The sequence below is a fragment of the Enterococcus sp. 2G9_DIV0600 genome (genome assembly GCF_002140615.1).
Taxonomy (GTDB): Bacteria; Bacillota; Bacilli; order Lactobacillales; family Enterococcaceae; genus Enterococcus_D; species Enterococcus_D innesii.
The window spans coordinates 1,533,236-1,554,196 of the sequence record NZ_NGLL01000001.1 but is presented as its reverse complement, the minus strand read 5'-3'; the positions used below and the strand labels follow the sequence as shown (position 1 = coordinate 1,554,196).

Below are 20,961 nucleotides of genomic sequence, written 5' to 3'. Positions count from 1 at the left end.
TTACTTATGGCAGACAAAAAACCAGCGACGGCTTTTTTCATTTGGTTTCGTATCGATAAAATCGGCGTAGCATTCAACATTAGCAAAACCAGCATTTTCTAACATTCTTAAATAGCTTTCGAGAGGATAGGTTCTTTCTTGATGAAGCTCATCTAAGCGTTCAAACAAGCCATTCTCTTGTGCAACAAAAAAGGTCAGGAAGTGTTCAATGCTATGGTCTTTTTCGCCTTGATAGCTTTCCCAAAGAAAGGCAAATTCATCGGTTTGGTAATGATAGCTATAATCAGGAAAGACTTCATCGATTTGATATAAAGAATGCACATCAAATAAAAACACGCCATCTTCTTCTAAACAACTGTAAACACCATCAAAAACTTGCTGCACACTCTGCTCGTCTTCCATGTAGCAAAGGGAGTCAGAATAACAGGTAATTGCTTGATAGGTGCCAACATCTACGAGATCCAGCATGTCACCCGCAACAAACTGCACAACTGCCGCTTCTTTTTCAGCCCGTTGACTAGCGATCATCAGCATCTCTTCTGAAAGATCCAACCCAGTCACATCAAAACCAGCCTTGGCAAATTCAACGGCTAACGCACCGGTTCCACAAGCCAATTCTAACAGCTGTTTTCTTTCTCCTAAATGACGACAAGAAAAATCCAGCCACTTTTTATAGAGACTGGAATCCATTACTTCGTCATAGACAAATGCGAAGGTTTCGTAAGCCATTACGCCACGACCCATTCATTAAGATCCACAAGCGGCGCATCAGACCATAATTTTTCTAGGTTGTAAAAAGCACGTTCTGAGGCACTGAATACGTGAACGATCACGTCACCTAAATCGATCAAGACCCATTTCCCACCATCTTTTCCTTCGACACGGCGAACAGATACTTGATTTTCTTCTTCTTTATCGATGACTTCATCGATGATCGCATTGATTTGACGTTCACTATTTCCTGAACAGATCACAAAGTAATCTGCTAGTAAAGAGATTTCCCGCACATCTAATGCCATAATATCTTCGGCATGTTTTGAATCGGCGGCTTTTACAGCAATTTCTAATATTTTCTGACTATCTATGGTAATTCCCTCCTATATTTGGCTACCCAAAAATTGTAGGTTTCGATCGTTTTTGGGTAGATAACTGCTTCTGTTTCGATCAAATGAAGCAAGGTATGTTTCGTTTCGTAAGCAACAGCGGCATCTAAGTCGATCATTGCGATTTCCCTAGCCTCAACGACTCCAGGAAACGTTCGTCCGGGTTCGATATAATCTGCCACATAGATGATTTTATCTAGTAGGCTCATCTTGGCAGCTCCGGTGGTGTGCAAACGGATCGCTTGTAAGATTTCTTCATCATCGATCTCTAATTCTCGTTGAACGAAATCAGCACCGACGAGTCCATGCCAGATCGCATTGTTCCAGTTCAAGAGATCCAAATCAAATCCATCTCTACGAATGACTAATCGAAATTCTTCATCGCTGCGTTCCTTTGCATAATCATGAGTCAAAGCAGCAATGCTGGCTTTGACCGGTGAAGCGCCATATTTTTCCGCAAGGGCAACGGCGGTTTTTTCGACACCCAACACATGCTCAAAGCGCTTTTGACTCATCTGCATTTGGACCTTTTGCATCAAAAGTTCCCGTTCTGCTTGTGTGTAGTGTTCACTCTTCATCCAAGTACAACCCCTTTTCTTGAATATAGTGTAACACATTATCTGGCAATAAGTAGCGAACGGAATAACCTTGTTGTACTTTTTTACGAATTGTCGTTGAGCTGACATCCATCAAGGGGATATCAATCCAAATAATCGGGTATGGACTGTCAATGGGCACTTCCGGGCGGCGAACCCCCACAAACGTTACCAATTCCATCAGCTCATCGATTTGATGCCATTTTGGTAAATAGTTCACCATATCCCCGCCAATGATAAAATAATAATTAGTATCTGGATTCTTAGCTGTCAATTCCCGCATCGTATCAACCGTATAACTCTTCCCTTTTCGTTCCAACTCAATGGTCTCTACAGCAAATCGCGGATTATCGGCGATCGCCAACTCCAACATCGCTAAACGATGCTCAGCGGGGATCGTCTTTTTCTCATCAACATGAGGCGGTAAATACTCAGGCATGAAATAAACTTTATCCAGCCCTAATGCTTGCCCTACTTGCTCACCCATGACCAGATGTGCGTAGTGTACTGGATTAAAATTTCCACCAAGAATGCCCACTTGCTTTTTCGGTACCAGTTCTTGTGTTTGTGTTTCTAAAACCGTTTGTACCTTGCCAAATGTTTGTCCTTGCATGCCTTTTCCCTCCTAAATTGAACGAACTTTGCTTGAAATCGTTTGGTATTTTTCTTTGCTTGACGGTTTGAATAAAACGATCACTCGTCCGATGATCTGTACCACTTCACAGCCGACTTTATCACGGATCGTTTCAGCTGCTTCGTCAGCAACCTCATCGGTATTTTGGAGCAATGAGACTTTGATCAATTCTCGTTTTTCTAGTGCTTCTTCAATTTGCGCCATCATTGCGTCATTCAAGCCGCCTTTGCCGATTTGAAAAATCGGGTTTAAATGGTGCGCTTCACTTCGTAAAAATCTTTTTTGTTTTCCTCGTAAGTCCATAATCTTCCTTCTTCCTTATACTAATGCTTTACGTCTAAGCACATCGACACCTTTTGGCGCCCACCCGGCGATGACACACGGTTTGGTGATCGTGATCCAGCCAAGTCCCGCAAAAACGATGTCGGTTTTTTCTTTGATTGAAAATTCAAAACGGACGAGTTCAGGAAAATCCGCCACTTCATCTGCTCGCGGCGGCTGCAGCAGCCCACCAACATGTTTCTCATAAAACTCATCGGCTTTCGTTAATTTGGTCCGATGGATCGCCACATCATTTGCTACATAAGCAATAAATGAACTGCGTTCTCCTTGAATGAAATCAAATCGGGCAAGTCCTCCTAAAAACAAGGTTTGTTCTGGATTCAGCTGATACACCTTTGGTTTGATCTCTTTGGCTGGTGCCACGATTTTTAGATCTTTTTTACCTAAATAATGCGCCATTTGATGACGATGAATGATTCCTGGTGTGTCGATCAAGAAGTGTCCGTCATCCAAGGGAATCTCGATTTTATCCAATGTGGTTCCTGGGAAACGCGAAGTCGTGATCAGTTCGTTGATCCCCGCTGTTTGTTTGATGATTTGATTGATCAATGTTGATTTTCCAACATTCGTCACACCCACCACATAGACATCGCGTCCTTCACGATACGTTTCGATTGCTTGCAGTAAAGCTTCCGTTTCACCTGGTTTCTTGGCGCTCGTCAATAATACATCGACGGGTCTTAAGCCAGCTTCATGGGCACGTTCCTTCATCCATTGGGTCATCTTCGATTTTTTCAAAGATTTCGGTAAAATATCCACCTTGTTGCCCACTAATAAGACAGGATTATTCCCAACAAAGCGGTGCAGTCCTGGGATCAATGAACCATTAAAATCAAAAATATCGACGACATTAACGATCAAGGCATCTTTTTCTCCGATTTCATTCAGTAAACGCAGAAAATCATCGTCTGTCAGCGAAACATCTTGAATCTCATTGTAATGGCGCAAGCGGAAGCAACGTTGACAATAGACTTCTCCTGATTCAATTCCTTTTTCTAATGCAGATTGCGGGGTGTAACCCAATTCGTTAGGGTTTGTTGTTTGAATCAATGCCCCGCAGCCGATACAGTGAATTTCTTCGATTCCTTCTGTCATATTAAATTCCTCCACGCCATTTTAACTCTGGGTTATGTTTCAATAGATAGTTCATGATTTTTCTTTCTGCCGCTCGATTAAACTGGGTTTTCCAAGAATCCGTTGGGATCACTGGTTTCACTAAAATACTGCGAACACCGGCACGATTGGCACCTCGTACATCCGTCATGATTTGATCGCCGATCATGACGACCTCTTCTTTTTTCAAACCTAATTGCTGATACCCTTGTTTGATGCCTCTTGAAAAAGGTTTTAGTGCGCGGTGTACGTACTTTAAGCCAAAGGGGGCAACTGCCCGTGCCACTCGTTCACTATTGTTGTTAGAAACCACTATCACCGGTATGCCAGCGTTTTTCATTTCCAATAACCAGTTTTTTAATTCTTCGGTTCCATCAGGATTGTTCCAAGCAATCAAGGTATTGTCAAGGTCAGTCAAAATCCCCTTGATTCCCTGTGCCTTAAGTTGGCTGGGCGTAATTTTATAAATCGCATCGACCATCCAAGTCGGTTTATAATTTGAAAACATAAAATCTCCTTTGCTGCATGATTTCTTCACGTATTAAAAATCGGCGACTAGTCATCGATCCAAATTGTCGATCCTTAAAAAGAAACAGTCCGATGTGCATAAAATCACGCAGATGGTTTCTATCAAGATCAGACCTCTTCAACCTGTAATTATACAATAGAATCTTTTTGAATACTAGCAAGTGCGCCAGTTTCTGCAGGTTTCTTGTAAAAGAACTGAAAAAGGAACCTGCCAAGACAACCGTTTGTTCTATCACTTCTTCAATGTAGTCATTTTTCCGTCAAAAAAGCATCCTTTTACTGAAAGGATGCTTAGGAAAGGTCCAAATTTATCACTAACAACTGCGAACTTCTCGCAGTTTACAATACTTTACTCAAAAAATCAATGGTTCGTGGATTTTTCGGATGATCAAAGATCTGTTCTGGCGTTCCTTCCTCCATAATGATTCCCTGATCCATAAATAAAATCCGATCCGCGACTTCCTTCGCAAAGCCCATTTCATGAGTGACGATGACCATCGTCATTCCTTGCTGAGCCAAACGCTGCATAACGGACAATACTTCGCCAACCATTTCAGGGTCTAACGCAGAAGTCGGTTCATCAAAGAGCATCACATCCGGTTCCATCGCCAAAGCTCGTGCGATTGCGATCCGCTGCATTTGTCCACCAGAAAGATTTTGAGGATAAGCTTTTGCTTTATCTGGTAAACCGACATCATTCAGAAGTTGTTTTGCCAACTGATCCGCTGCCGATTTTGCTACCTTTTTGACTTTCGTCGGGGACAAGGTAATGTTTTCTAAAACCGTCATATTAGGAAAAAGATTAAAATTTTGAAAAACCATACCCATTTTTTCCCGCATCTTATACAAATCATTTTTTGGATCGGTAATATCGGTTCCTTCAAAAAAAATCTTCCCGCTTGTCGGTACTTCTAATAGGTTTAAACAGCGTAAAAACGTACTTTTTCCTGACCCAGATGGCCCAATCACCACCACAACTTCTCCTTGATCGATCGTCGTGGTGATCCCTTTTAGCACTTGATTGCTGCCAAAGGTTTTGTGTAAATCTTGAATATCTAACATCATAGCTTGTCTTCTCCTTTTAACGACGATAGCCTTTGCCTAGTTTCTTTTCCCATAAACTCAATAGTCGCGAAGTCGTAAACGTCAAGATGAAGTAAATGACCGCCGCTACATAAAAAGGCGTTAACGGTTGGAAAGAACTGGTGACAACGATCTGCGCACTGTTCATCAGCTCGTAGATGCCGATCGTTGAAAGCAAAGAGGAATCCTTAATCAAAACGATAAATTCATTGCCTAGTGGCGGCAAAATGTTGCGTAGTGCTTGTGGCAACACGACATAACGCATCGTTTGAAAAGGCCGAAGCCCTAAAGATCCTGCCGCTTCTGTTTGTCCGTAATCAACGGCATTGATCCCCCCTCGGACGATTTCAGCAACGTATGCCCCGGAATTTAGTGATAAGGCAATGATCCCTGGGAAGAGCCGCCCAAAATCAAGACTCAGCACGCCGATTGAGACCGTCGGCAAAGCAAACATTCCTTGCAAAAGACCAAAAGCGATCAAAATTTGCACCAGCATCGGTGTGCCGCGGATGACTTCAATATACGCATTAGCAAACCAGCGCAAAGGCGTCACTTTTGATAATTTCATTAGGGCAAAAATCACCCCTAGAATCGTTCCAAAGATCACGGTGATGATAGAGATCACGATGGTGATCACCACACCAGAAAGAAAATAAGGGTAATATATCGCTAAAAAGGATAAATCCATAATTGTGTCTACTCCGTTCTATCTATTGCGCCGCATTTTCATTGGCTAGATCTGTGTTCTTTTGTACATACTCATCGATTGTACCATCTTCAATCAATTCTTTCAAAATACTGTTTAGCTCTTCTTGTAGTTCGGTACTCCCTTTAGGTAAAGCAATTGCATAAGAATCGCCTTCAGATGCTTCTAATGCTACATCAGTGATCACGAGGTCATCATTTTGTGCAACATACGATTCAGCAACCGCACTTTCAAGGACCAAACCGGCGATCGAGCCTTGTTTCAATTCATTGACTAGATTCGGGACTTTGGCAATGGAAACCAATTGCGAATCAGCTAATTGATCTTGAACGATCATTTCTTGGATGGAGCCTTTTTGAGCGCCAACCTTTTTACCAGTTAAACTTTCGATTGAATCAAATGCCGACTCGTTATTTTTATTGACAACTAATTTTTGTTCTGGTGTAAAATAGTTGTCGGTGAAATCAAAAGTCTGTTTACGTTCGTCAGTTGCTGAGATGCCTGAAACAGCGATATCGGCTTTCCCTTGTTGCAAAGCAGTCAAAACAGCATTGAAATCAAGATCCAAAATATTCACTTCGACACCAAGACGATCAGCGATCTCATTGACCATATCGATATCTGCGCCCACGATCGTATCTTTGCCATCGATCAAGGCATGAAATTCAAACGGGGCAAAGTCAGCAGAAGTTGCCACATTTAACACACCAGCTGCTTTGATGGCTTCCAATTGATTATCCGCCGAACCGCTGGCACTAGAACTTCCAGTACTCGATGAGCCGCCATTCCCACAAGCTCCTAAAACCAAAATCCCCGTCAATACAACAAGTGCTCCAAATAATTTTTTCATTAAAAACGCTCCTCTTCAAAACAAATATTTATGCAATATAATCTTCTTATATTCAGAATATATACATAGTAGCACAGAATAATTAAATTTTAAACTAAAAACTTTGTCATTTGCACGATTTATTCAATAACACTTTCAATAAAAAAATACTAGGATATCCTTCCTCTAATTAGAGTGGATATCCTAGTTGTTAAAATCGGCGAAAACGCTGATACCTTGCCTCAAGCAATTCTTCTGTTTGTAAGGTAGAAAGTTCAGCAAGTTTCGTTGAGATTGCCGCTTTCATCTGTTCCATCAATTGCTCTTTCGGTAAAAAGGCCTCTTCATTGGTTTCAGCAATCACTTTTTCAATAACGCCTAATTCATATAGTTCTTGGGCAGTGATCTTCATCAAGCCAGCAGCTTCTTTGGCACGGCTGCCATCTTTCCATAGGATCGAAGCAAAGCCTTCGGGAGATAAAATGGCATAGATCGAATGTTCCATCATCCAAACCTCATCGCCTAATGCCAGTGCTAAGGCACCGCCGCTGCCGCCTTCACCAATGATGATTGCCAAGATCGGCACCGTTAAATCGGACATTTCCATCAAGTTACGGGCAATCGCTTCGCCTTCTCCGCGCTCTTCCGCGCCAATACCGCAAAATGCCCCTGCTGTATTGATCAATGTGACCACAGGTCGCTGAAATTTTTCGGCTTGCTTCATTAAGCGTAACGCTTTTCGATAGCCTTCAGGATGTGGCGAGCCAAAGTTTCTGCGTAAGTTTTCAGGCAGATTACGGCCTTTTTGAATACCGATCACGGTCACTGGCTTGCCATCTAAACAAGCGATTCCACCAACGACAGCTTCATCTTCGCCAAACAGACGGTCTCCATGAAACTCTTCAAACTCAGAAAAAATGCCTTCAAAGTAATCCAGTGCCGTCAAACGGTCTTTGCTGCGAGCGAGTTCAACGATTTCGTGGGCTGCTCTAGTCATTGCGATCCCATCCTTTCCGCGTATGCAAAGAAATCAAATGGTGGATTTTCTCCCGCAAGTTCGTCCGTGGAACGATTTGATCGACAAAGCCATGATCTAGCAAGAACTCTGCTTTTTGAAAATCTTCAGGTAATTCCTGACGAATGGTTTGTTCAATCACTCGTCGTCCAGCAAAACCAATCAAGGCTTGCGGTTCTGCTAGAATGATATCTCCTTCCATCGCAAAACTAGCGGTAACGCCACCGGTGGTCGGGTCCGTTAAAACCGTTAGATAAAACAAGCCAGCTTTACTGTGGCGTTTTACCGCCGCAGAGATTTTTGCCATTTGCATCAGTGACAAAATCCCTTCTTGCATCCGTGCACCACCTGAAGCGGTAAAAAGAACAACTGGTAGCTGTTTTTCGATCGCACGTTCAAACAAACGGGTGATTTTCTCCCCTACGACCGTTCCCATGCTGCCCATGATGAAATTCGCATCCATGACACCGATTGCTAACGGCAATCCTTGCACTTTGGCCTCTCCTGTCAGGACAGCCTCATGCAACCCAGTTTTTTCTTGCATTTGTGCGACTTTATCCAGGTACCCTGGGAAATCAAGGGGATCTTTTGTGGTTACATCTGTGTCCCATTCCTCAAAGCTTTTCTCATCAATCGTGATAGCGATCCGTTCCCAGGCACTGATTCGGAAATTATACCCGCAGTGAGGACAGACTTTTTCCGCCCCCATCTCCTTCGTATAAAGCGTTCGTTTGCAACTAGGACATTTCGCCCAAAGATTATCTGGGACGACTGGTTCATTCGTTGGCAGCTGACCTCGATTAGGATTGATGCGAATGTAGTTTTTTTTCTTAAATAAAGCCACTCAACTTCCCTCCTATTGTTCAGGTGTCCAATTCGGCAAAAATTCCTCTTGTAAAAAGGCGGTAGTGTAGTCTCCCGCAATCACTTTCGGGTGACTGATCAAGTCCATTTGGAATTCTGCATTCGTAATGACACCATCGGTCACTAATTCGGCTAACGCCCGCTGCATCTTCATCAACGCTTCGAAACGATTCTCGCCGTGAACAATCACTTTAGCGATCATCGAATCATAATAAGGTGGGATCGTGTAGCCGGAATACATGGCACTGTCTACACGAACGCCTAGACCGCCACTTGGTAAAAACAAATTGTTGATCTTACCAGGAGAGGGTGCAAAATTGAAGGCTGGATTTTCTGCATTGATCCGACATTCGATCGCCGCGCCCGTCATCTTGATGTCAGCTTGCGTCAAGCCTAGCGGTTCGCCACTAGCGACTTCAAGTTGTTTTTTGACTAAATCAATGTTTGTCACCATTTCGGTGATGGGGTGTTCCACTTGGATTCGAGTGTTCATTTCCATGAAATAAAACTCCCCAGTGTCCGCCATTAAAAACTCGATCGTGCCAGCATTACGATACCCTACCGCTTGTGCGGCACGCACCGCTGCTTCTCCTAGTTCTGCTCGCTTGCTTTCAGAAATCACCACAGAAGGGGATTCTTCCAACACTTTTTGGTTGTTGCGTTGTAGCGAGCAATCGCGTTCACCAAGGTGGATAATATTACCAAAAGAATCACCTAACACTTGCACTTCTATGTGTCGAGCAGGATAAATGATTTTTTCAATGTACATTTCATCGTTGCCAAATGCCGCTTTCGCTTCTTGCTGCGCCGAAGCAAAATGATGCGGCAATGCTTCTTTATCGGCGACTTTCCGTATCCCTTTACCGCCACCGCCAGCTGCTGCTTTGAGCATGACTGGGTAACCAATCTCTTCAGCGATCGTTAAAGCTTCTTCCACATCAGAAATCGCGCCTTTGCTTCCGGGAATGACCGGTACTTCTGCTTCGATCATCAAGCGTCTTGCATTGATTTTGTTTCCCATTGCATCGATAGTCTCACTCTTTGGCCCAATAAAGACGATATTGCATTCCTCGCACATCGCAGCAAAGCGGCTATTCTCTGAAAGAAAGCCAAATCCAGGATGGATCGCCTCAGCCTTTGTGACGATCGCAGCGCTTAGGATCTGCTGTACATTCAAATAAGAGTCGGCTGCTTTGGCAGGTCCGATACAAATCGCTTCATCGGCAAGCTCTGTATGCAACGCTTCTTTATCTGCTTCTGAATAAACGGCGACCGTTTGAATACCTAATTCGCGACAAGCGCGAATGATACGTACGGCGATTTCGCCACGGTTTGCGATCAATACTTTAGAAAACATGTCTCACCTATCCAATCATGAAAGTCAATTCTGCTTCCGCCACTTTTTTCCCATCAACATAGGCAATTCCTTTGCCGATGCCGGCTGCAGATTTCACTTTGATTATTTCTACTTCTAAGATCAAGGTATCGCCCGGTGTTACTTTTTTTCTGAATTTCGCTTTGTCTAAACCGCCAAAGTAGGCAGTTTTCCCACGAAAATCTTCCAATGATAGCAATGCCACAGCACCTGCTTGCGCCATTGCTTCCACGATCAATACTCCGGGCATCACTGGTTCATGGGGAAAATGACCTTGGAAAAATGGCTCATTGATAGTAACGTTTTTCTTCGCAACGACCCGTTTGCCTTCTTCTAACTCCTCTACCCGATCCACTAAAAGCATCGGATAACGATGAGGGATGATTTCTTTGATTTCTTGAATCGTTAATGCGCTCATTGCTTTACCCTTCTTTCACACGGAATAATGGTTGATTGTATTCAACGATTTGTTCGCTTTCAACCAAGACTTCAACTAATTCGCCATCGACGTCGCTGACGATTTCATTCATGACTTTCATCGCTTCAACGATACAAAGAATATCGCCTTTTTTCACGTGATCGCCGATTTGCTTAAAGTTATCTTTGTCAGGACTTGGCTTCAAATAAACGACACCCACTAATGGAGAGACAACTTCTTTGCCCTCTAAGACAGGTTTTGCCACTTCTACTGTGTCAGGTGTTGCTGAGACAGCAGGCGTTGGTGCAACAGGAGTTGGCGCAGCATTCGCTGCAGGAGCAGGCGCAGGTGCAGAGGATGCATTTTGTAGCCCACTTGTCGTATTTTTATTAAAATAAAGTTCAAAGGTCTCTTTTTTTAATTGAAGCTCAGTTAACGTCGATTGATCGAATTGGCTGAGCAGCTCTTTTACCTCATGTGTTTCCAATTACGCTTCCTCCCAACGTTTCAGCAAGATCACTGCATTATGACCGCCAAACCCAAGTGAATTACTCATGGCATAGGTCAAATCTGCTGGTTGGCTTTGATTGATAACAACGTTCAAGTCGATCTCAGGATCTTGTTCTGTCACGTTGATGGTTGGTGGAATAAATTGATGTTGTAATGCTAATAGTGAAGCAATGGCTTCGATTCCACCAGCCGCCCCAAGCAAATGACCAGTCATTGACTTTGTACTGCTGACATATGGTTTTTTATAGTCTTCCCCTAATCCGTATTGGATCGATGTCGCTTCTGCACTGTCATTGGCGGGCGTGCTTGTACCGTGGGCATTGATGTAGCCAACTTCAGCTGGGGTGATCGCCGCTTCTTGCATCGCCAATTTCATTGCTTTTCCAGCACCTGATCCATCAGGGTTTGGTGCAGTCATATGGTAGGCATCACAGTTCGCACCATACCCTACGACTTCACCTAAAATCGTTGCCCCACGTTTTTGCGCATGCGCCAATGATTCTAAAATGAAGACACCAGCGCCTTCACCCATGACAAACCCACTACGATTTTTATCAAACGGAACGGAAGCTTTGTCAGGGTCTGATTCAGTGGTTAACGCCGTCAGAGACGCAAAACCAGCAATACCGATTTCACAGATCGTCGCTTCTGAACCACCAGCGATCATAACATCTGCATAGCCATGCTTGATGTTCCGAAAAGCTTCACCGATTGAATGGGTACCAGAAGCACAGGCGGAAACAGTCGTCGTACAAATGCCTTTCGCACCTACCCGTAACGCAATGTTGCCGGCAACCATATTTACAATCGACATCGGTACGAACATTGGTGATACTCGATTTGCTCCTTTGTCATGCATCCGAATCACTTGATCTTGAATCGTTGGCAAGCCGCCGATCCCTGAACCAACCATCACGCCAAAACGATCCACATCAATGGTTTCTGTATCTAACTTCGCCATTTCCATCGCTTCTAACGCCGCATAAATTCCATAAATGGAAAAAAGATCCATCCGCTTCGTATCTTTTTTAACGAAGTACTTTTCTAACGGAAAATCTTTGACTTCAGCGGCAACTGAGATCCCTGTTGCTTCTGCGTCAAATTTTGTAATCGGGCCGATGCCGTTGGTCCCGTTTTGTAAACTTGCTAAAAATGTTTCTGGGTCATTTCCGATTGGAGAAGTGACGCCGTATCCTGTAACTACTACTCGATTCATCTATTCTTCCTCCTACCCTTGCATTGCCATCCCGCCGTCTACACTGATCACCTGACCAGTGATGTAGGGGCTTTTTGCTAAAAAGACTGCTGTTTGCGCAACATCCTGTGTGGAACCAAAACGCTGTAATGGAATATTTGCCAATGATTGTTCTTTGACTTTATCCGACAGCACTTCAGTCATCTCTGTTTCGATAAATCCTGGGGCGATCGCATTGCAGGTGATCCCCCGAGCGGCACCTTCACGAGCGGCAGATTTCGTAAAACCGATCACGCCAGCTTTACTTGCCGCATAGTTGGCTTGCCCGATATTTCCCGTCAAGCCGACCACACTCGTCAAATTGATGATGCGGCCTTCTCGCAGCTTCATCATTTTTTTCAACGCGTGCTGCGTCATATTGAAGGTACCAGTCAAATTGATTTTGATCACTGAATCAAAATCTTCGGGTTTCATTCTCAACAATAATTTGTCATTCGTGATTCCGGCATTATTGACTAAAATGTGGATCGGTCCGACTGCCGCTTCTGCTTCCAAAAGCATGGCTGCCGCTTGATCAAAATCAGAAATGTCCCCATTGATCGCTACACATTTCACGCCGTAGCTGGTGATGCGATCGATCAATGACTGGGGAATTTCTTTTCGTCCATTTAAAATGATATTCGCTCCTTCTTTGGCAAAGGCTTCCGCGATGGTAAAACCGATCCCTCGCGAGCTACCAGTTACAAAGACGTTTCTATTTTGCAGATCCATAAATTCCTCCTAGTTGAATCGGGCTAGTGTATCTGCCAACGTTTGGCTATCTTCTACACGCGCAGTCTGGATTTCTTTGTCTATTTTCTTCATAAAACCGCTCAATACTTTTCCTGGTCCGATCTCGATGACTTGTTGGATGCCAAGCTGCTTCAGTGTCGCAATGCTTTCGTAAAAACGCACTGGCGATTTCACTTGCAGCGTCAACAGTTCCTTGATTTGGTCTTGCTGCATTGGCTGCGCGGTTGTATTGCTGATGACAGGTACTTGCAACTCATCAAAGGTGATTTGAGCTAATTCCTGTGCTAATTGCTGCGATGCGGGTTCCAACAACGCAGTATGGAAAGGACCACTGACATTTAAAGGAATCACCCGTTTGGTTCCAGCAGCTTTTAACAATTCCACCGCTTTATCCACTGCCGGCGCTTCACCGCCAATGACGATCTGCTGCGGCGTATTGTAATTGGCTGGTGTCACGATCCCGACTTGACTTGCTTCTTTACAGATTTCTTCAATCGTTTCAGCGGGTGTGTTCATCACAGCGACCATTTTCCCAACACCTGCTGGCGCCGCACTTGCCATATACCGACCGCGCTTTTGCACCAATGCGACTGCGGTCTGGAAATCAAGCGCACCACTAGCGACTAAGGCTGTATATTCACCTAAACTCAAGCCAGCAACAGCATCTGCTTTGATTTCTTGCGCATCCAAAAGTCGCCAAAAAGCCGTGCTTACTGTTAAAATGGCAGGCTGTGTATATTCCGTCTGGTTTAAACGTTCGTTTTCAGTAAAGCATAACTCGGCCATATCATATCCTAGAATCGTGCTGGCCTGTTCAAACGTCTCACGAACGATTGCTTCTTGGTGATAGAGCTCTTCCCCCATTTTTGGGTACTGTGCACCTTGACCGCTAAATAAAAAGGCTGTCTTCATTTTGCACTCCTTCATTACTTTGATGGTTATCGTTGGAGAACATGGATTCTTGCAGTTCGTCTATGAATCAGCAAAAACACGTTCTTAAAAAGGAAAGGCTAGGCTGTCTGCCTAGCCTTTGTTTTATGCTTGTTGTTTTTCTACATATTTAACTAGATCTTCAACGGTTGTGATACCATCTTCTGTTTCGATCTTCACATCGAATTCATCTTCGATCTCGTTAATGATTTGGAAAAGATCCAAGCTATCTGCTTCTAAATCTTCTTGGATGTTCGTGTTCAATTTGATTTCTTCTTTTTCTTTTCCTAATTCTTCTGCTACGATTTCTTGAATTTTTTCGAATACCATGTGTATATTCCTCCAATGTGTTTTTCAATAGTAATTTTGTTTCGTGAACAAGTTATAAGGTGGCTAACATAGTTCCCCATGTCAATCCGCCGCCAAAACCTGAGAACACCACTTTTTGACCACTGCCAAGTGACAGTGTACCTCGTTTGATTTCTTCATCTAGCAATAACGGAATCGAGGCTGCCGAAGTATTGCCATAATCTTGCATATTTTGCAAAAATTTCTCACGGGGCTGCTTCAGCTTGCGAGCAACTTTGTCTAAAATACGAGAATTTGCTTGGTGAAGCAAAAAATAATCGATTGCTTCATCTTGTGTCAGATCATTGATCGAGGCGACCACATCACGCGTCGCAAAATCAAAGATTTCTCGTCCAATCATTTGCATACAAGCACTATACGCCGGAGCGTTTTGTGAAAAAGGATTCTCATTCGTGAGAAAACCAGATGTCAAGGACATGCCTCGCGTCCCATCTGCTTTTAAAGACTCTTTGAGTAAATGCTGCTCTGAAGATGCTTCCAGCAATAGTCCACCGGCACCATCTCCGAATAAAACAGCCGTCGAACGGTCGTTCCAATCCAAGACTTTTGAAAGTACTTCTCCACCGATGACCAATCCTTTTTTAGCGCCTGTTCGAATCAGTTTTTCAGCCATAGACAATGCATAAACGAAACCAGCACATGCTGCACTGATATCAAATGCAAAGGCATTGACTGCCCCAATCGCTCCTTGGACTTGGCAAGCAACCGCCGGTGTATTGAAATCCGGTGTGATCGTCGCTACCAAGATAAAATCTAGACTTTCTGCTGAAAGCTGAGCATCTTGCAAGAGCGTTTGAGCGACGCGAATACAAAGGTCAGAAGTGTTTTCGCCAACAGCGACTCTTCTACGTTTGATTCCCGTACGAGAATGAATCCATTCATCTGAAGTATCCATCAAATTTGATAGATCATCATTTGTTACGATTTTTTCTGGAACATAACTTGCAGTCGCGGTAATTTTCCCAAACATATTCATCCATTATTCTCACTTATAATCTTGTAAAAAGTCATGCAGATTTTTCAGTGCTTTCAACAGTGCCTGTTCCTCTTCAGGAGACATCTGACTCAAGACACCCTTCACCATCTCACGATGAAAATGCTGATGAACACGATAAAGGAGTTTTCCTTTTTTCGTCAAACCTAGTTTGACGACTCGCCGATCATCTTCACTGCGAATCCGTTCTACATATTCTTTTTTCACCAAACGATTGATCGCGATGGTCAAAGTCCCAACAGTGATCGAAAGTTCTTTGGCAACTTCAGTCGTAGTCTTTTTTTTGTACATCCCGATGGCTTCGATGGTATGCATTTCGGTAATTGAAAGGTCTTTGAATTGAGATTTTTTCAATTCAGATTCTTCAATCACTAAGATGTCATTAAAGACGCTGACTAAGTAGTCATTAACTGTTTCTAAATTGGGTTCCATAACCTTCACCATCCGAATACTTTGATAATCAAATCATTTGATAGTCAAACTATATCGGAAGTTATTGAGAAATGCAAGAATTTTTTCGAACTTTTTTTATTTTTAAGCACATTTTTATTTAAGAATTGATTTTCTAAGATTCTAAAAGCTGCGAGTTGACAAAATAATCCGTTTCCGTTATAGAGAAATTTCCTTTGAATGCCAAAGTTTATCATTGCGTTGCCTCCACTCTATTTCTAATTTTTTCTTGTCGATGGCCAGCAAACATTGCTCTCTTACGCTTCATCTGCTACTCTTTGGAGGAAGGAGAGGAACGATCGATGAATCCGAACAAAGAGTTTTTAAAAAACAAAGCAAATACCCTGCCTGAAAAGCCTGGTGTTTATCTAATGAAAGATCAGCACAACGAAGTCTTGTATGTAGGAAAAGCCAAATCATTGAAACAGCGTGTCGTTTCCTACTTCCGAAAAAACCAGCAGCATGCCAATAAGGTGCTTCGACTTGTTTATAATGTTGTTGATTTTGAAACGATCGAAACAGATACAGAATTGGATGCACTTTTACTTGAATGTCGTTTGATCCAAGCTTTTCATCCTATCTACAACCGACAAATGAACCATTCAGCCAACTACTGCTTTGTTGACTTGACGAATCATACCTTCACGATCACTCAAACACCACAAATTGGCAGTTATGGCCCCTTTCGGCAAACAAAAAAATTGCCGATGTTGTTTCAATTATTGTCAGAAACCTTTCAATTGCCGACTGTCAACGAACTGACACTATTGACCTTACGTAAGCAACTCCCTCAAATGGAGGCGTATCCCTTGGAAGAGAAGTGGCGAGAAATCGGCTGTTTTTTTGCTGGACAAAAAACCGAGTGCTTCTCACTTTTGGATGAACGCTTAACCTATCTTATTGATCATTTATTATTTGAACAAGCAAGTTTGCTACAGGGAGAAATCCATTCGGCGCAAAGCTTTTACCAAGAAATCGTGAGGGTCAATCAGTTTATTCAAGAACCAGAAGTGATTTTTTCTATACCCCTTGACTTAGAGGAGCCAGGATCACAGACGACTCAAATCAAATACTATCAAGTTAGCTTTGGCAAGTTGATCCAAACAAACATTCTTTCTCCTGAAGAAACATTCCAGCCACTTCCGCCAGCAAGCGCTGCGCTTCCTTTAGCCCCGAAAGATCTCGATCCATTAGGGATCATCCTCAATCACCTGTATCGCCAAGAAAAAGCAGCAGATAAATAAAAAACAGCAAGCCCCAGTAGGCTTGCTGTATAGAAATGAGAAAGCGACGACGAACGTCTCACTCATTCTTATTGGATCAAATCATAGATTTCCATGGCTACAATATCAACGTTATCAAATTGATAAGATTGACTTGATTCTGCTTCCGTTAATTCAAACGTTTCTGTCGAATTGTCATAAGTAACGGTACATTTTTCGACGCCTTCTTTTTCAAAACGACGTACTTGAACTTCATTGTCTTGCGCTTCGACCATCGCTTCTAAACGTTTGATGATAGCGACTAATTGCGAACTTTTCATTCGTAAGCCTCCTTTTTCTGTCCGTTATATTGTATCAAAACATCCTCTATCTTGCATTGATTTTTCGTATTTTTTTTGTCATTTTAAGATTTTTTTCCATCTTGCCACCAAAGTTTAATCAGCGCCTGCGTTCCGTCATTTTCGAAGCCTTTGTCAGCCAACTGATCATACATTTTTTTAGCTAAAGTGGTGCTCGGCAAATCCAATCCCATCTTCTTAGCCTCATCCAAAGCGATTCCCAAATCTTTGATGAAATGTTTGACAAAAAAGCCTGGTGAATAATCCTCTTTTAGGATACGAGGACTGTAATTCGTCATGGACCAATTGGCTGCACCACCGCCAGAAAGCGTGTCAATCACTCGTGGTAAATCAAGACCCGCTTGGTTCGCATAGACCAGCATTTCTGTCATCCCCGTCATGGTTCCGGCAATCATGATCTGATTGGCCATTTTCGTATGCTGACCCTTCCCTGCCCCTCCTTGAAGTTGAAACGTCTTTCCTAAAACTTCAAAAAGTGGTTTTACTTGTTGATAAGCTTCTTCATCGCCACCAACCATAATCGTTAGCGTGGCGTTTCTCGCACCAAGATCACCACCAGAAACTGGTGCATCAATACTCGCTGCTCCTTTTTCCTTCGCTGTCTGGTAGATTCGTTCTGCCAAATCAGGGGTGCTGGTGGTAAAATCCACCAATGTTTTGCCTGTCACAGTCGTTTGAAAAATCCCTTGAGGCCCATAGTAAACCTCTTCAACGTCAGATGGATAACCAACCATTGTAAAGATGATTTCACTTTCTGATGCAACTTCTGTTGGGGTGTCACACCAAATTGCTCCATTCGCAACGAGTTCATCTGTTTTTGCTTTCGTCCGATTGTAAACATTCACTGTATGTCCTGCAGCTAAGAGATGACCAACCATCGCTTGACCCATGACACCAGTACCGATAAATCCTAACTTCATGCAGATCCCTCCAAAATAAAAAAGTTCATGTCTTTAGTATACGCTAAAAACATGAACAAGGGAAACAAATCCACTGCTATCAACGGTTACAGCCCCTTTATTTTCTCGTGAGAACATTCGTGAGAACATTTTCCAATATTTTGCTTCTATTATAGTACGTTATTCTCTACCGCTGATCGTATTTAAACGATCAACAATATCAAAATTCTCTGTCGGATACAAATGAGAATATATATCTAATGTCATTTCAATCTTGGCATGACCTAATCTTTCTTGAACCATTTTAGGATTCTCTTTCATATGAATAAGTAAACTAGCATGTGAGTGCCGCAAATCATGCAACGTAGCTCTAGGAAGACCAAACTTCTCTTGCAAGCGTTTGAACTTAACTCCCATCCAAGCTCCATCAATGAATACATCGTCATGGCTAAACACTAATTTTATGTCACCAGAACGATGTTGATAAAATCTCCACTTTTTTAATAATAAAATCGTCCTGTTATCAATAAATAATGTTCTTTCACTACTTTTCGATTTTGGAGTAGATAGATATTGTTCCGACTTTTTTTTGGATCGATTACCAACTGTATATAGCACCTTGATTTTTCCTTCTTCTAAATCAACATTTTCCCACAATAATGCAGCGCTCTCCCCAAATCTTAAGCCAGTGAAAAACAAAAAGCGATAAAATAAATAGTGAAAAAAATCATAGTATTCAGTTTGCGATAGATTTTCTTGTAACATAATTTTATTCTCGAGATTAGTTGTAAAAATACTTTTCTCAAAAACTTTGAAATCATCCAACGTCCAAAAATTGATCTTTTTCTTTTCAACCCTTATTCTTCCTAATGCACGAAATGGATTTTCTTCAACAAACCCAAAGATTTTTGCTCTATCCCATATACCAGCCATTAAAGAGCACAACAAATTAATATATGATCCGCACACACCACTTGATAAAAGTTTATTTTGAAATATCTGCACATCCAAAACACTAATATCACGCATATTCTTGTTTTCAAAATCTTTAAAATCTTTCAGCAAACAGTATTTTCTTGGATTAAATGTGTTCGGCTTAACTCTCGATTTATACCAATCCAAATATATATGATCCCTAAAATCCTTAAAAGTCATATTTTCTTTACTATCTGAATCAGAGACCACTTGATCTTTAGCTTGTGTCTGATTCAACATAAAAACCATATACGCACGATATGCCTCTGCCTCTGTCTTAAAACCTCTTTTCGTTTTAGTAAGTCTTTTTCCAGTAATTGGATCCTTCCCTAGATTAGCTTTGAAATAAAATCCATTTGAATCCTTATAAACATTTTGCTTTTTACCCATTTTGAGATACCTCACCCGACTCAAGTTCGTAACCCAAAATTTCCTCAATCGCCCACTTCGGAACTCTCCCTCTCCCTTTACTTAAATAGAAAGGGCAGCCCCTTTTTACTAACATTAACTTTGCTTCACGAATTATTTCTCTTGCTTGATATTCACGATATCCTTTCTTCATCAAATCTTGTTTTGTACATGTTTCCATTATAAGACACTCCTCCTAAAAAAAATACCAGCAAGGATTAATTTCCTCACTGGTACTCACTTCATTTATTTTATTCAACAAATTTTCCACTACGATAAACTTCCTCATAGTTGCCTTCTTTCAAGATATTTGATAATTGGCTTATAGAGCCATTCCTATCTAGTTCTTTCAACTGGTAAGAATATAGAAAATCCATTCTGTTCGGCTCACCATTATATGGAATAAAAGCATGTGCCATATAAACATCTAATAATTCACTATAGTATACTTTAAAGCTATAGTCATCTTCCGAGTATTCATATTCGTCCTGTCGCTCTTTTTCCATTATTGCATCAATAACCTCTCGAACATCATTGTTCGGTTTATTACCACACCCAACCAAAACTACAATAAAGATCATCAAAACCAGAACAACCCTTATTTTAATTCTCTCCTTCATAATTTTCTCCTTTTTTTTGAAGATATTATACGCTTATTTTAGTTTACACATAAATCAATTCAAATTTCAAGCCTATAATAACCCATTTCCCTTCTAATTCTAATTCTGTTGTCACTAAAAGCCTTTGTTCTAAACCATCGACTACTAAATCTAAAATATTTACAACTGTCGCTCGCCTTTCATCTTCTTCGCTATGAAATGATCGATAAGTCATTTCTGATATATTTCCCGAATATACTTCTTCATCTTCCGAAAAAAGATGATCACTATGGAGAGATTCTGATAAGACATTTCTCAACACCTGATTTCTCTCCTCAATTGACCATTCACCATAATATGCATCGATCATCTTCCGATTAGTTTCTAAAAAAGACAACGTATGATTTATTTCGCCATCTTCGTCAGCTCTATTTTTTTCTATAAAAACTGTATCATCTGTTTGATTTATAGAATCTTCTGAGTCAGAGATTGATTGAGGCGGACTTGGTCGAAAATCAAAAAATTTTCTCGATTCTTCCGTTTCCTCAACACCACGCTCTGGTTCAAGATTTTCATTAGAAAAAATTAAAGCTGTAACCCCTCCTACAATTAAGACAAAAACAATAATTAAGCTTATTTTTTTCACACAACC

The 20,961-nt window shown here is 41.9% G+C and carries 28 protein-coding genes; 1 reads left to right on the top strand and 27 read right to left on the bottom strand.

Annotation, left to right across the window (positions count from 1 at the left end; translation table 11 throughout):
- The 21 genes from A5870_RS07395 to fabT form a co-directional block, all read right to left on the bottom strand.
- Window positions 1–729: a class I SAM-dependent DNA methyltransferase gene (locus tag A5870_RS07395; RefSeq protein WP_081118644.1), complete on the bottom strand. Its 729-nt coding sequence runs from the start codon at window positions 727–729 to the stop codon at window positions 1–3.
- The gene (gene rsfS, locus A5870_RS07390) at window positions 729–1,070 is read right to left on the bottom strand and encodes a ribosome silencing factor (protein ID WP_034695537.1); all 342 of its coding nucleotides are present in this window, start codon (window positions 1,068–1,070) and stop codon (window positions 729–731) included. Before rsfS ends, A5870_RS07395 begins: the two co-directional genes overlap by 1 nt.
- Window positions 1,071–1,081: 11 nt before the next feature.
- A complete protein-coding gene (gene yqeK / locus A5870_RS07385; RefSeq protein WP_081118631.1) occupies window positions 1,082–1,681 on the bottom strand; it encodes a bis(5'-nucleosyl)-tetraphosphatase (symmetrical) YqeK in 600 nt (199 codons plus the stop codon).
- Window positions 1,671–2,312, bottom strand: coding sequence for a nicotinate-nucleotide adenylyltransferase (locus tag A5870_RS07380; protein WP_086292272.1), 642 nt, complete (start codon window positions 2,310–2,312; stop codon window positions 1,671–1,673). Before A5870_RS07380 ends, yqeK begins: the two co-directional genes overlap by 11 nt.
- A 12-nt stretch (window positions 2,313–2,324) precedes the next feature.
- The gene (gene yhbY, locus A5870_RS07375; protein ID WP_086292271.1) at window positions 2,325–2,636 is read right to left on the bottom strand and encodes a ribosome assembly RNA-binding protein YhbY; all 312 of its coding nucleotides are present in this window, start codon (window positions 2,634–2,636) and stop codon (window positions 2,325–2,327) included.
- Between the two features lie 15 nt (window positions 2,637–2,651).
- Window positions 2,652–3,770 (bottom strand): ribosome biogenesis GTPase YqeH, encoded by a 1,119-nt coding sequence (gene yqeH / locus A5870_RS07370; protein WP_077454368.1) that lies wholly within the window; start codon window positions 3,768–3,770, stop codon window positions 2,652–2,654.
- 1 nt (window position 3,771) lies between these two features.
- A complete protein-coding gene (locus tag A5870_RS07365; RefSeq protein WP_008378174.1) occupies window positions 3,772–4,296 on the bottom strand; it encodes a YqeG family HAD IIIA-type phosphatase in 525 nt (174 codons plus the stop codon).
- A gap of 359 nt (window positions 4,297–4,655) precedes the next feature.
- On the bottom strand, window positions 4,656–5,381 hold the full coding sequence (locus tag A5870_RS07355) for an amino acid ABC transporter ATP-binding protein (RefSeq protein ID WP_086292269.1): 726 nt from the start codon (window positions 5,379–5,381) through the stop codon (window positions 4,656–4,658).
- Between the two features lie 16 nt (window positions 5,382–5,397).
- The gene (locus A5870_RS07350) at window positions 5,398–6,087 is read right to left on the bottom strand and encodes an amino acid ABC transporter permease (RefSeq protein ID WP_005225900.1); all 690 of its coding nucleotides are present in this window, start codon (window positions 6,085–6,087) and stop codon (window positions 5,398–5,400) included.
- A 22-nt stretch (window positions 6,088–6,109) separates the two neighbouring features.
- Entirely contained in the window at window positions 6,110–6,955 is an 846-nt protein-coding gene (locus A5870_RS07345; protein ID WP_086292268.1) for a transporter substrate-binding domain-containing protein, read from the bottom strand.
- 190 nt (window positions 6,956–7,145) lie between these two features.
- Entirely contained in the window at window positions 7,146–7,931 is a 786-nt protein-coding gene (locus A5870_RS07340) for an acetyl-CoA carboxylase carboxyl transferase subunit alpha (RefSeq protein ID WP_077454372.1), read from the bottom strand.
- Window positions 7,924–8,793 (bottom strand): acetyl-CoA carboxylase, carboxyltransferase subunit beta, encoded by an 870-nt coding sequence (gene accD / locus A5870_RS07335; RefSeq protein ID WP_008378181.1) that lies wholly within the window; start codon window positions 8,791–8,793, stop codon window positions 7,924–7,926. Before accD ends, A5870_RS07340 begins: the two co-directional genes overlap by 8 nt.
- 12 nt (window positions 8,794–8,805) lie before the next feature.
- The gene (locus A5870_RS07330; RefSeq protein WP_005225896.1) at window positions 8,806–10,170 is read right to left on the bottom strand and encodes an acetyl-CoA carboxylase biotin carboxylase subunit; all 1,365 of its coding nucleotides are present in this window, start codon (window positions 10,168–10,170) and stop codon (window positions 8,806–8,808) included.
- A gap of 7 nt (window positions 10,171–10,177) precedes the next feature.
- Complete coding sequence (gene fabZ, locus A5870_RS07325; protein WP_005225895.1) at window positions 10,178–10,606, bottom strand: 3-hydroxyacyl-ACP dehydratase FabZ; 429 nt, start codon at window positions 10,604–10,606, stop codon at window positions 10,178–10,180.
- A 4-nt stretch (window positions 10,607–10,610) separates the two neighbouring features.
- Window positions 10,611–11,093, bottom strand: a complete 483-nt coding sequence (accB, locus tag A5870_RS07320; protein ID WP_008378185.1) for an acetyl-CoA carboxylase biotin carboxyl carrier protein — start codon at window positions 11,091–11,093, stop codon at window positions 10,611–10,613.
- Window positions 11,094–12,332 carry a beta-ketoacyl-ACP synthase II gene (fabF, locus tag A5870_RS07315; protein WP_008378187.1) on the bottom strand — a complete coding sequence of 413 codons (1,239 nt, stop codon included), beginning with the start codon at window positions 12,330–12,332 and terminating at the stop codon, window positions 11,094–11,096.
- Between the two features lie 12 nt (window positions 12,333–12,344).
- On the bottom strand, window positions 12,345–13,082 hold the full coding sequence (gene fabG, locus A5870_RS07310) for a 3-oxoacyl-[acyl-carrier-protein] reductase (protein ID WP_086292267.1): 738 nt from the start codon (window positions 13,080–13,082) through the stop codon (window positions 12,345–12,347).
- Between the two features lie 9 nt (window positions 13,083–13,091).
- A complete protein-coding gene (fabD, locus tag A5870_RS07305; RefSeq protein WP_008378194.1) occupies window positions 13,092–14,015 on the bottom strand; it encodes an ACP S-malonyltransferase in 924 nt (307 codons plus the stop codon).
- 123 nt (window positions 14,016–14,138) lie between these two features.
- Window positions 14,139–14,363 (bottom strand): acyl carrier protein, encoded by a 225-nt coding sequence (locus A5870_RS07300; protein WP_005225890.1) that lies wholly within the window; start codon window positions 14,361–14,363, stop codon window positions 14,139–14,141.
- Window positions 14,364–14,415: 52 nt separating this feature from the next.
- The gene (locus tag A5870_RS07295; RefSeq protein WP_086292266.1) at window positions 14,416–15,378 is read right to left on the bottom strand and encodes a beta-ketoacyl-ACP synthase III; all 963 of its coding nucleotides are present in this window, start codon (window positions 15,376–15,378) and stop codon (window positions 14,416–14,418) included.
- A gap of 9 nt (window positions 15,379–15,387) precedes the next feature.
- Window positions 15,388–15,828, bottom strand: a complete 441-nt coding sequence (gene fabT / locus A5870_RS07290) for a fatty acid biosynthesis transcriptional regulator FabT (RefSeq protein WP_008378199.1) — start codon at window positions 15,826–15,828, stop codon at window positions 15,388–15,390.
- 320 nt (window positions 15,829–16,148) lie between these two features.
- Between fabT and A5870_RS07285 the strand changes: the two genes are divergently transcribed.
- A complete protein-coding gene (locus tag A5870_RS07285; RefSeq protein WP_086292265.1) occupies window positions 16,149–17,090 on the top strand; it encodes a GIY-YIG nuclease family protein in 942 nt (313 codons plus the stop codon).
- A 68-nt stretch (window positions 17,091–17,158) separates the two neighbouring features.
- Here A5870_RS07285 and A5870_RS07280 read toward each other — a convergent pair whose 3' ends face one another.
- The 6 genes from A5870_RS07280 to A5870_RS07255 all read right to left on the bottom strand — a co-directional run bounded on the left by A5870_RS07280 (window position 17,159) and on the right by A5870_RS07255 (window position 20,955).
- Window positions 17,159–17,389 (bottom strand): YkuJ family protein, encoded by a 231-nt coding sequence (locus A5870_RS07280; protein ID WP_005225886.1) that lies wholly within the window; start codon window positions 17,387–17,389, stop codon window positions 17,159–17,161.
- Window positions 17,390–17,472: 83 nt separating this feature from the next.
- A complete protein-coding gene (locus A5870_RS07275) occupies window positions 17,473–18,348 on the bottom strand; it encodes an NAD(P)-dependent oxidoreductase (protein WP_086292264.1) in 876 nt (291 codons plus the stop codon).
- 159 nt (window positions 18,349–18,507) lie between these two features.
- On the bottom strand, window positions 18,508–19,692 hold the full coding sequence (locus tag A5870_RS07270) for a tyrosine-type recombinase/integrase (protein WP_086292263.1): 1,185 nt from the start codon (window positions 19,690–19,692) through the stop codon (window positions 18,508–18,510).
- Entirely contained in the window at window positions 19,685–19,891 is a 207-nt protein-coding gene (locus A5870_RS07265; RefSeq protein ID WP_086292262.1) for a DUF3173 family protein, read from the bottom strand. Before A5870_RS07265 ends, A5870_RS07270 begins: the two co-directional genes overlap by 8 nt.
- A gap of 70 nt (window positions 19,892–19,961) precedes the next feature.
- Window positions 19,962–20,330 carry a hypothetical protein gene (locus A5870_RS07260; RefSeq protein ID WP_016620368.1) on the bottom strand — a complete coding sequence of 123 codons (369 nt, stop codon included), beginning with the start codon at window positions 20,328–20,330 and terminating at the stop codon, window positions 19,962–19,964.
- Between the two features lie 43 nt (window positions 20,331–20,373).
- Window positions 20,374–20,955, bottom strand: a complete 582-nt coding sequence (locus A5870_RS07255) for a hypothetical protein (RefSeq protein WP_086292261.1) — start codon at window positions 20,953–20,955, stop codon at window positions 20,374–20,376.
- Window positions 20,956–20,961 lie beyond the last annotated feature (6 nt).

Bases quoted from the DNA above. Each gene is read 5' to 3' on its own strand.
- A5870_RS07280 (WP_005225886.1), bottom strand. From the start codon at position 17,389: ATGAAAAGTTCGCAATTAGTCGCTATCATCAAACGTTTAGAAGCGATG.
- A5870_RS07345 (WP_086292268.1), bottom strand. From the start codon at position 6,955: ATGAAAAAATTATTTGGAGCACTTGTTGTATTGACGGGGATTTTGGTT.
- fabD (WP_008378194.1), bottom strand. From the start codon at position 14,015: ATGAAGACAGCCTTTTTATTTAGCGGTCAAGGTGCACAGTACCCAAAA.
- fabT (WP_008378199.1), bottom strand. From the start codon at position 15,828: ATGGAACCCAATTTAGAAACAGTTAATGACTACTTAGTCAGCGTCTTT.
- A5870_RS07300 (WP_005225890.1), bottom strand. From the start codon at position 14,363: ATGGTATTCGAAAAAATTCAAGAAATCGTAGCAGAAGAATTAGGAAAA.
- A5870_RS07270 (WP_086292263.1), bottom strand. From the start codon at position 19,692: ATGGGTAAAAAGCAAAATGTTTATAAGGATTCAAATGGATTTTATTTC.
- yhbY (WP_086292271.1), bottom strand. From the start codon at position 2,636: ATGGACTTACGAGGAAAACAAAAAAGATTTTTACGAAGTGAAGCGCAC.
- A5870_RS07330 (WP_005225896.1), bottom strand. From the start codon at position 10,170: ATGTTTTCTAAAGTATTGATCGCAAACCGTGGCGAAATCGCCGTACGT.
- A5870_RS07285 (WP_086292265.1), top strand. From the start codon at position 16,149: ATGAATCCGAACAAAGAGTTTTTAAAAAACAAAGCAAATACCCTGCCT.
- fabG (WP_086292267.1), bottom strand. From the start codon at position 13,082: ATGGATCTGCAAAATAGAAACGTCTTTGTAACTGGTAGCTCGCGAGGG.
- A5870_RS07275 (WP_086292264.1), bottom strand. From the start codon at position 18,348: ATGAAGTTAGGATTTATCGGTACTGGTGTCATGGGTCAAGCGATGGTT.
- A5870_RS07340 (WP_077454372.1), bottom strand. From the start codon at position 7,931: ATGACTAGAGCAGCCCACGAAATCGTTGAACTCGCTCGCAGCAAAGAC.
- fabZ (WP_005225895.1), bottom strand. From the start codon at position 10,606: ATGAGCGCATTAACGATTCAAGAAATCAAAGAAATCATCCCTCATCGT.
- A5870_RS07365 (WP_008378174.1), bottom strand. From the start codon at position 4,296: ATGTTTTCAAATTATAAACCGACTTGGATGGTCGATGCGATTTATAAA.
- fabF (WP_008378187.1), bottom strand. From the start codon at position 12,332: ATGAATCGAGTAGTAGTTACAGGATACGGCGTCACTTCTCCAATCGGA.
- A5870_RS07295 (WP_086292266.1), bottom strand. From the start codon at position 15,378: ATGAATATGTTTGGGAAAATTACCGCGACTGCAAGTTATGTTCCAGAA.
- A5870_RS07380 (WP_086292272.1), bottom strand. From the start codon at position 2,312: ATGCAAGGACAAACATTTGGCAAGGTACAAACGGTTTTAGAAACACAA.
- A5870_RS07260 (WP_016620368.1), bottom strand. From the start codon at position 20,330: ATGAAGGAGAGAATTAAAATAAGGGTTGTTCTGGTTTTGATGATCTTT.
- yqeK (WP_081118631.1), bottom strand. From the start codon at position 1,681: ATGAAGAGTGAACACTACACACAAGCAGAACGGGAACTTTTGATGCAA.
- yqeH (WP_077454368.1), bottom strand. From the start codon at position 3,770: ATGACAGAAGGAATCGAAGAAATTCACTGTATCGGCTGCGGGGCATTG.
- A5870_RS07395 (WP_081118644.1), bottom strand. From the start codon at position 729: ATGGCTTACGAAACCTTCGCATTTGTCTATGACGAAGTAATGGATTCC.
- A5870_RS07265 (WP_086292262.1), bottom strand. From the start codon at position 19,891: ATGGAAACATGTACAAAACAAGATTTGATGAAGAAAGGATATCGTGAA.
- A5870_RS07355 (WP_086292269.1), bottom strand. From the start codon at position 5,381: ATGATGTTAGATATTCAAGATTTACACAAAACCTTTGGCAGCAATCAA.
- A5870_RS07350 (WP_005225900.1), bottom strand. From the start codon at position 6,087: ATGGATTTATCCTTTTTAGCGATATATTACCCTTATTTTCTTTCTGGT.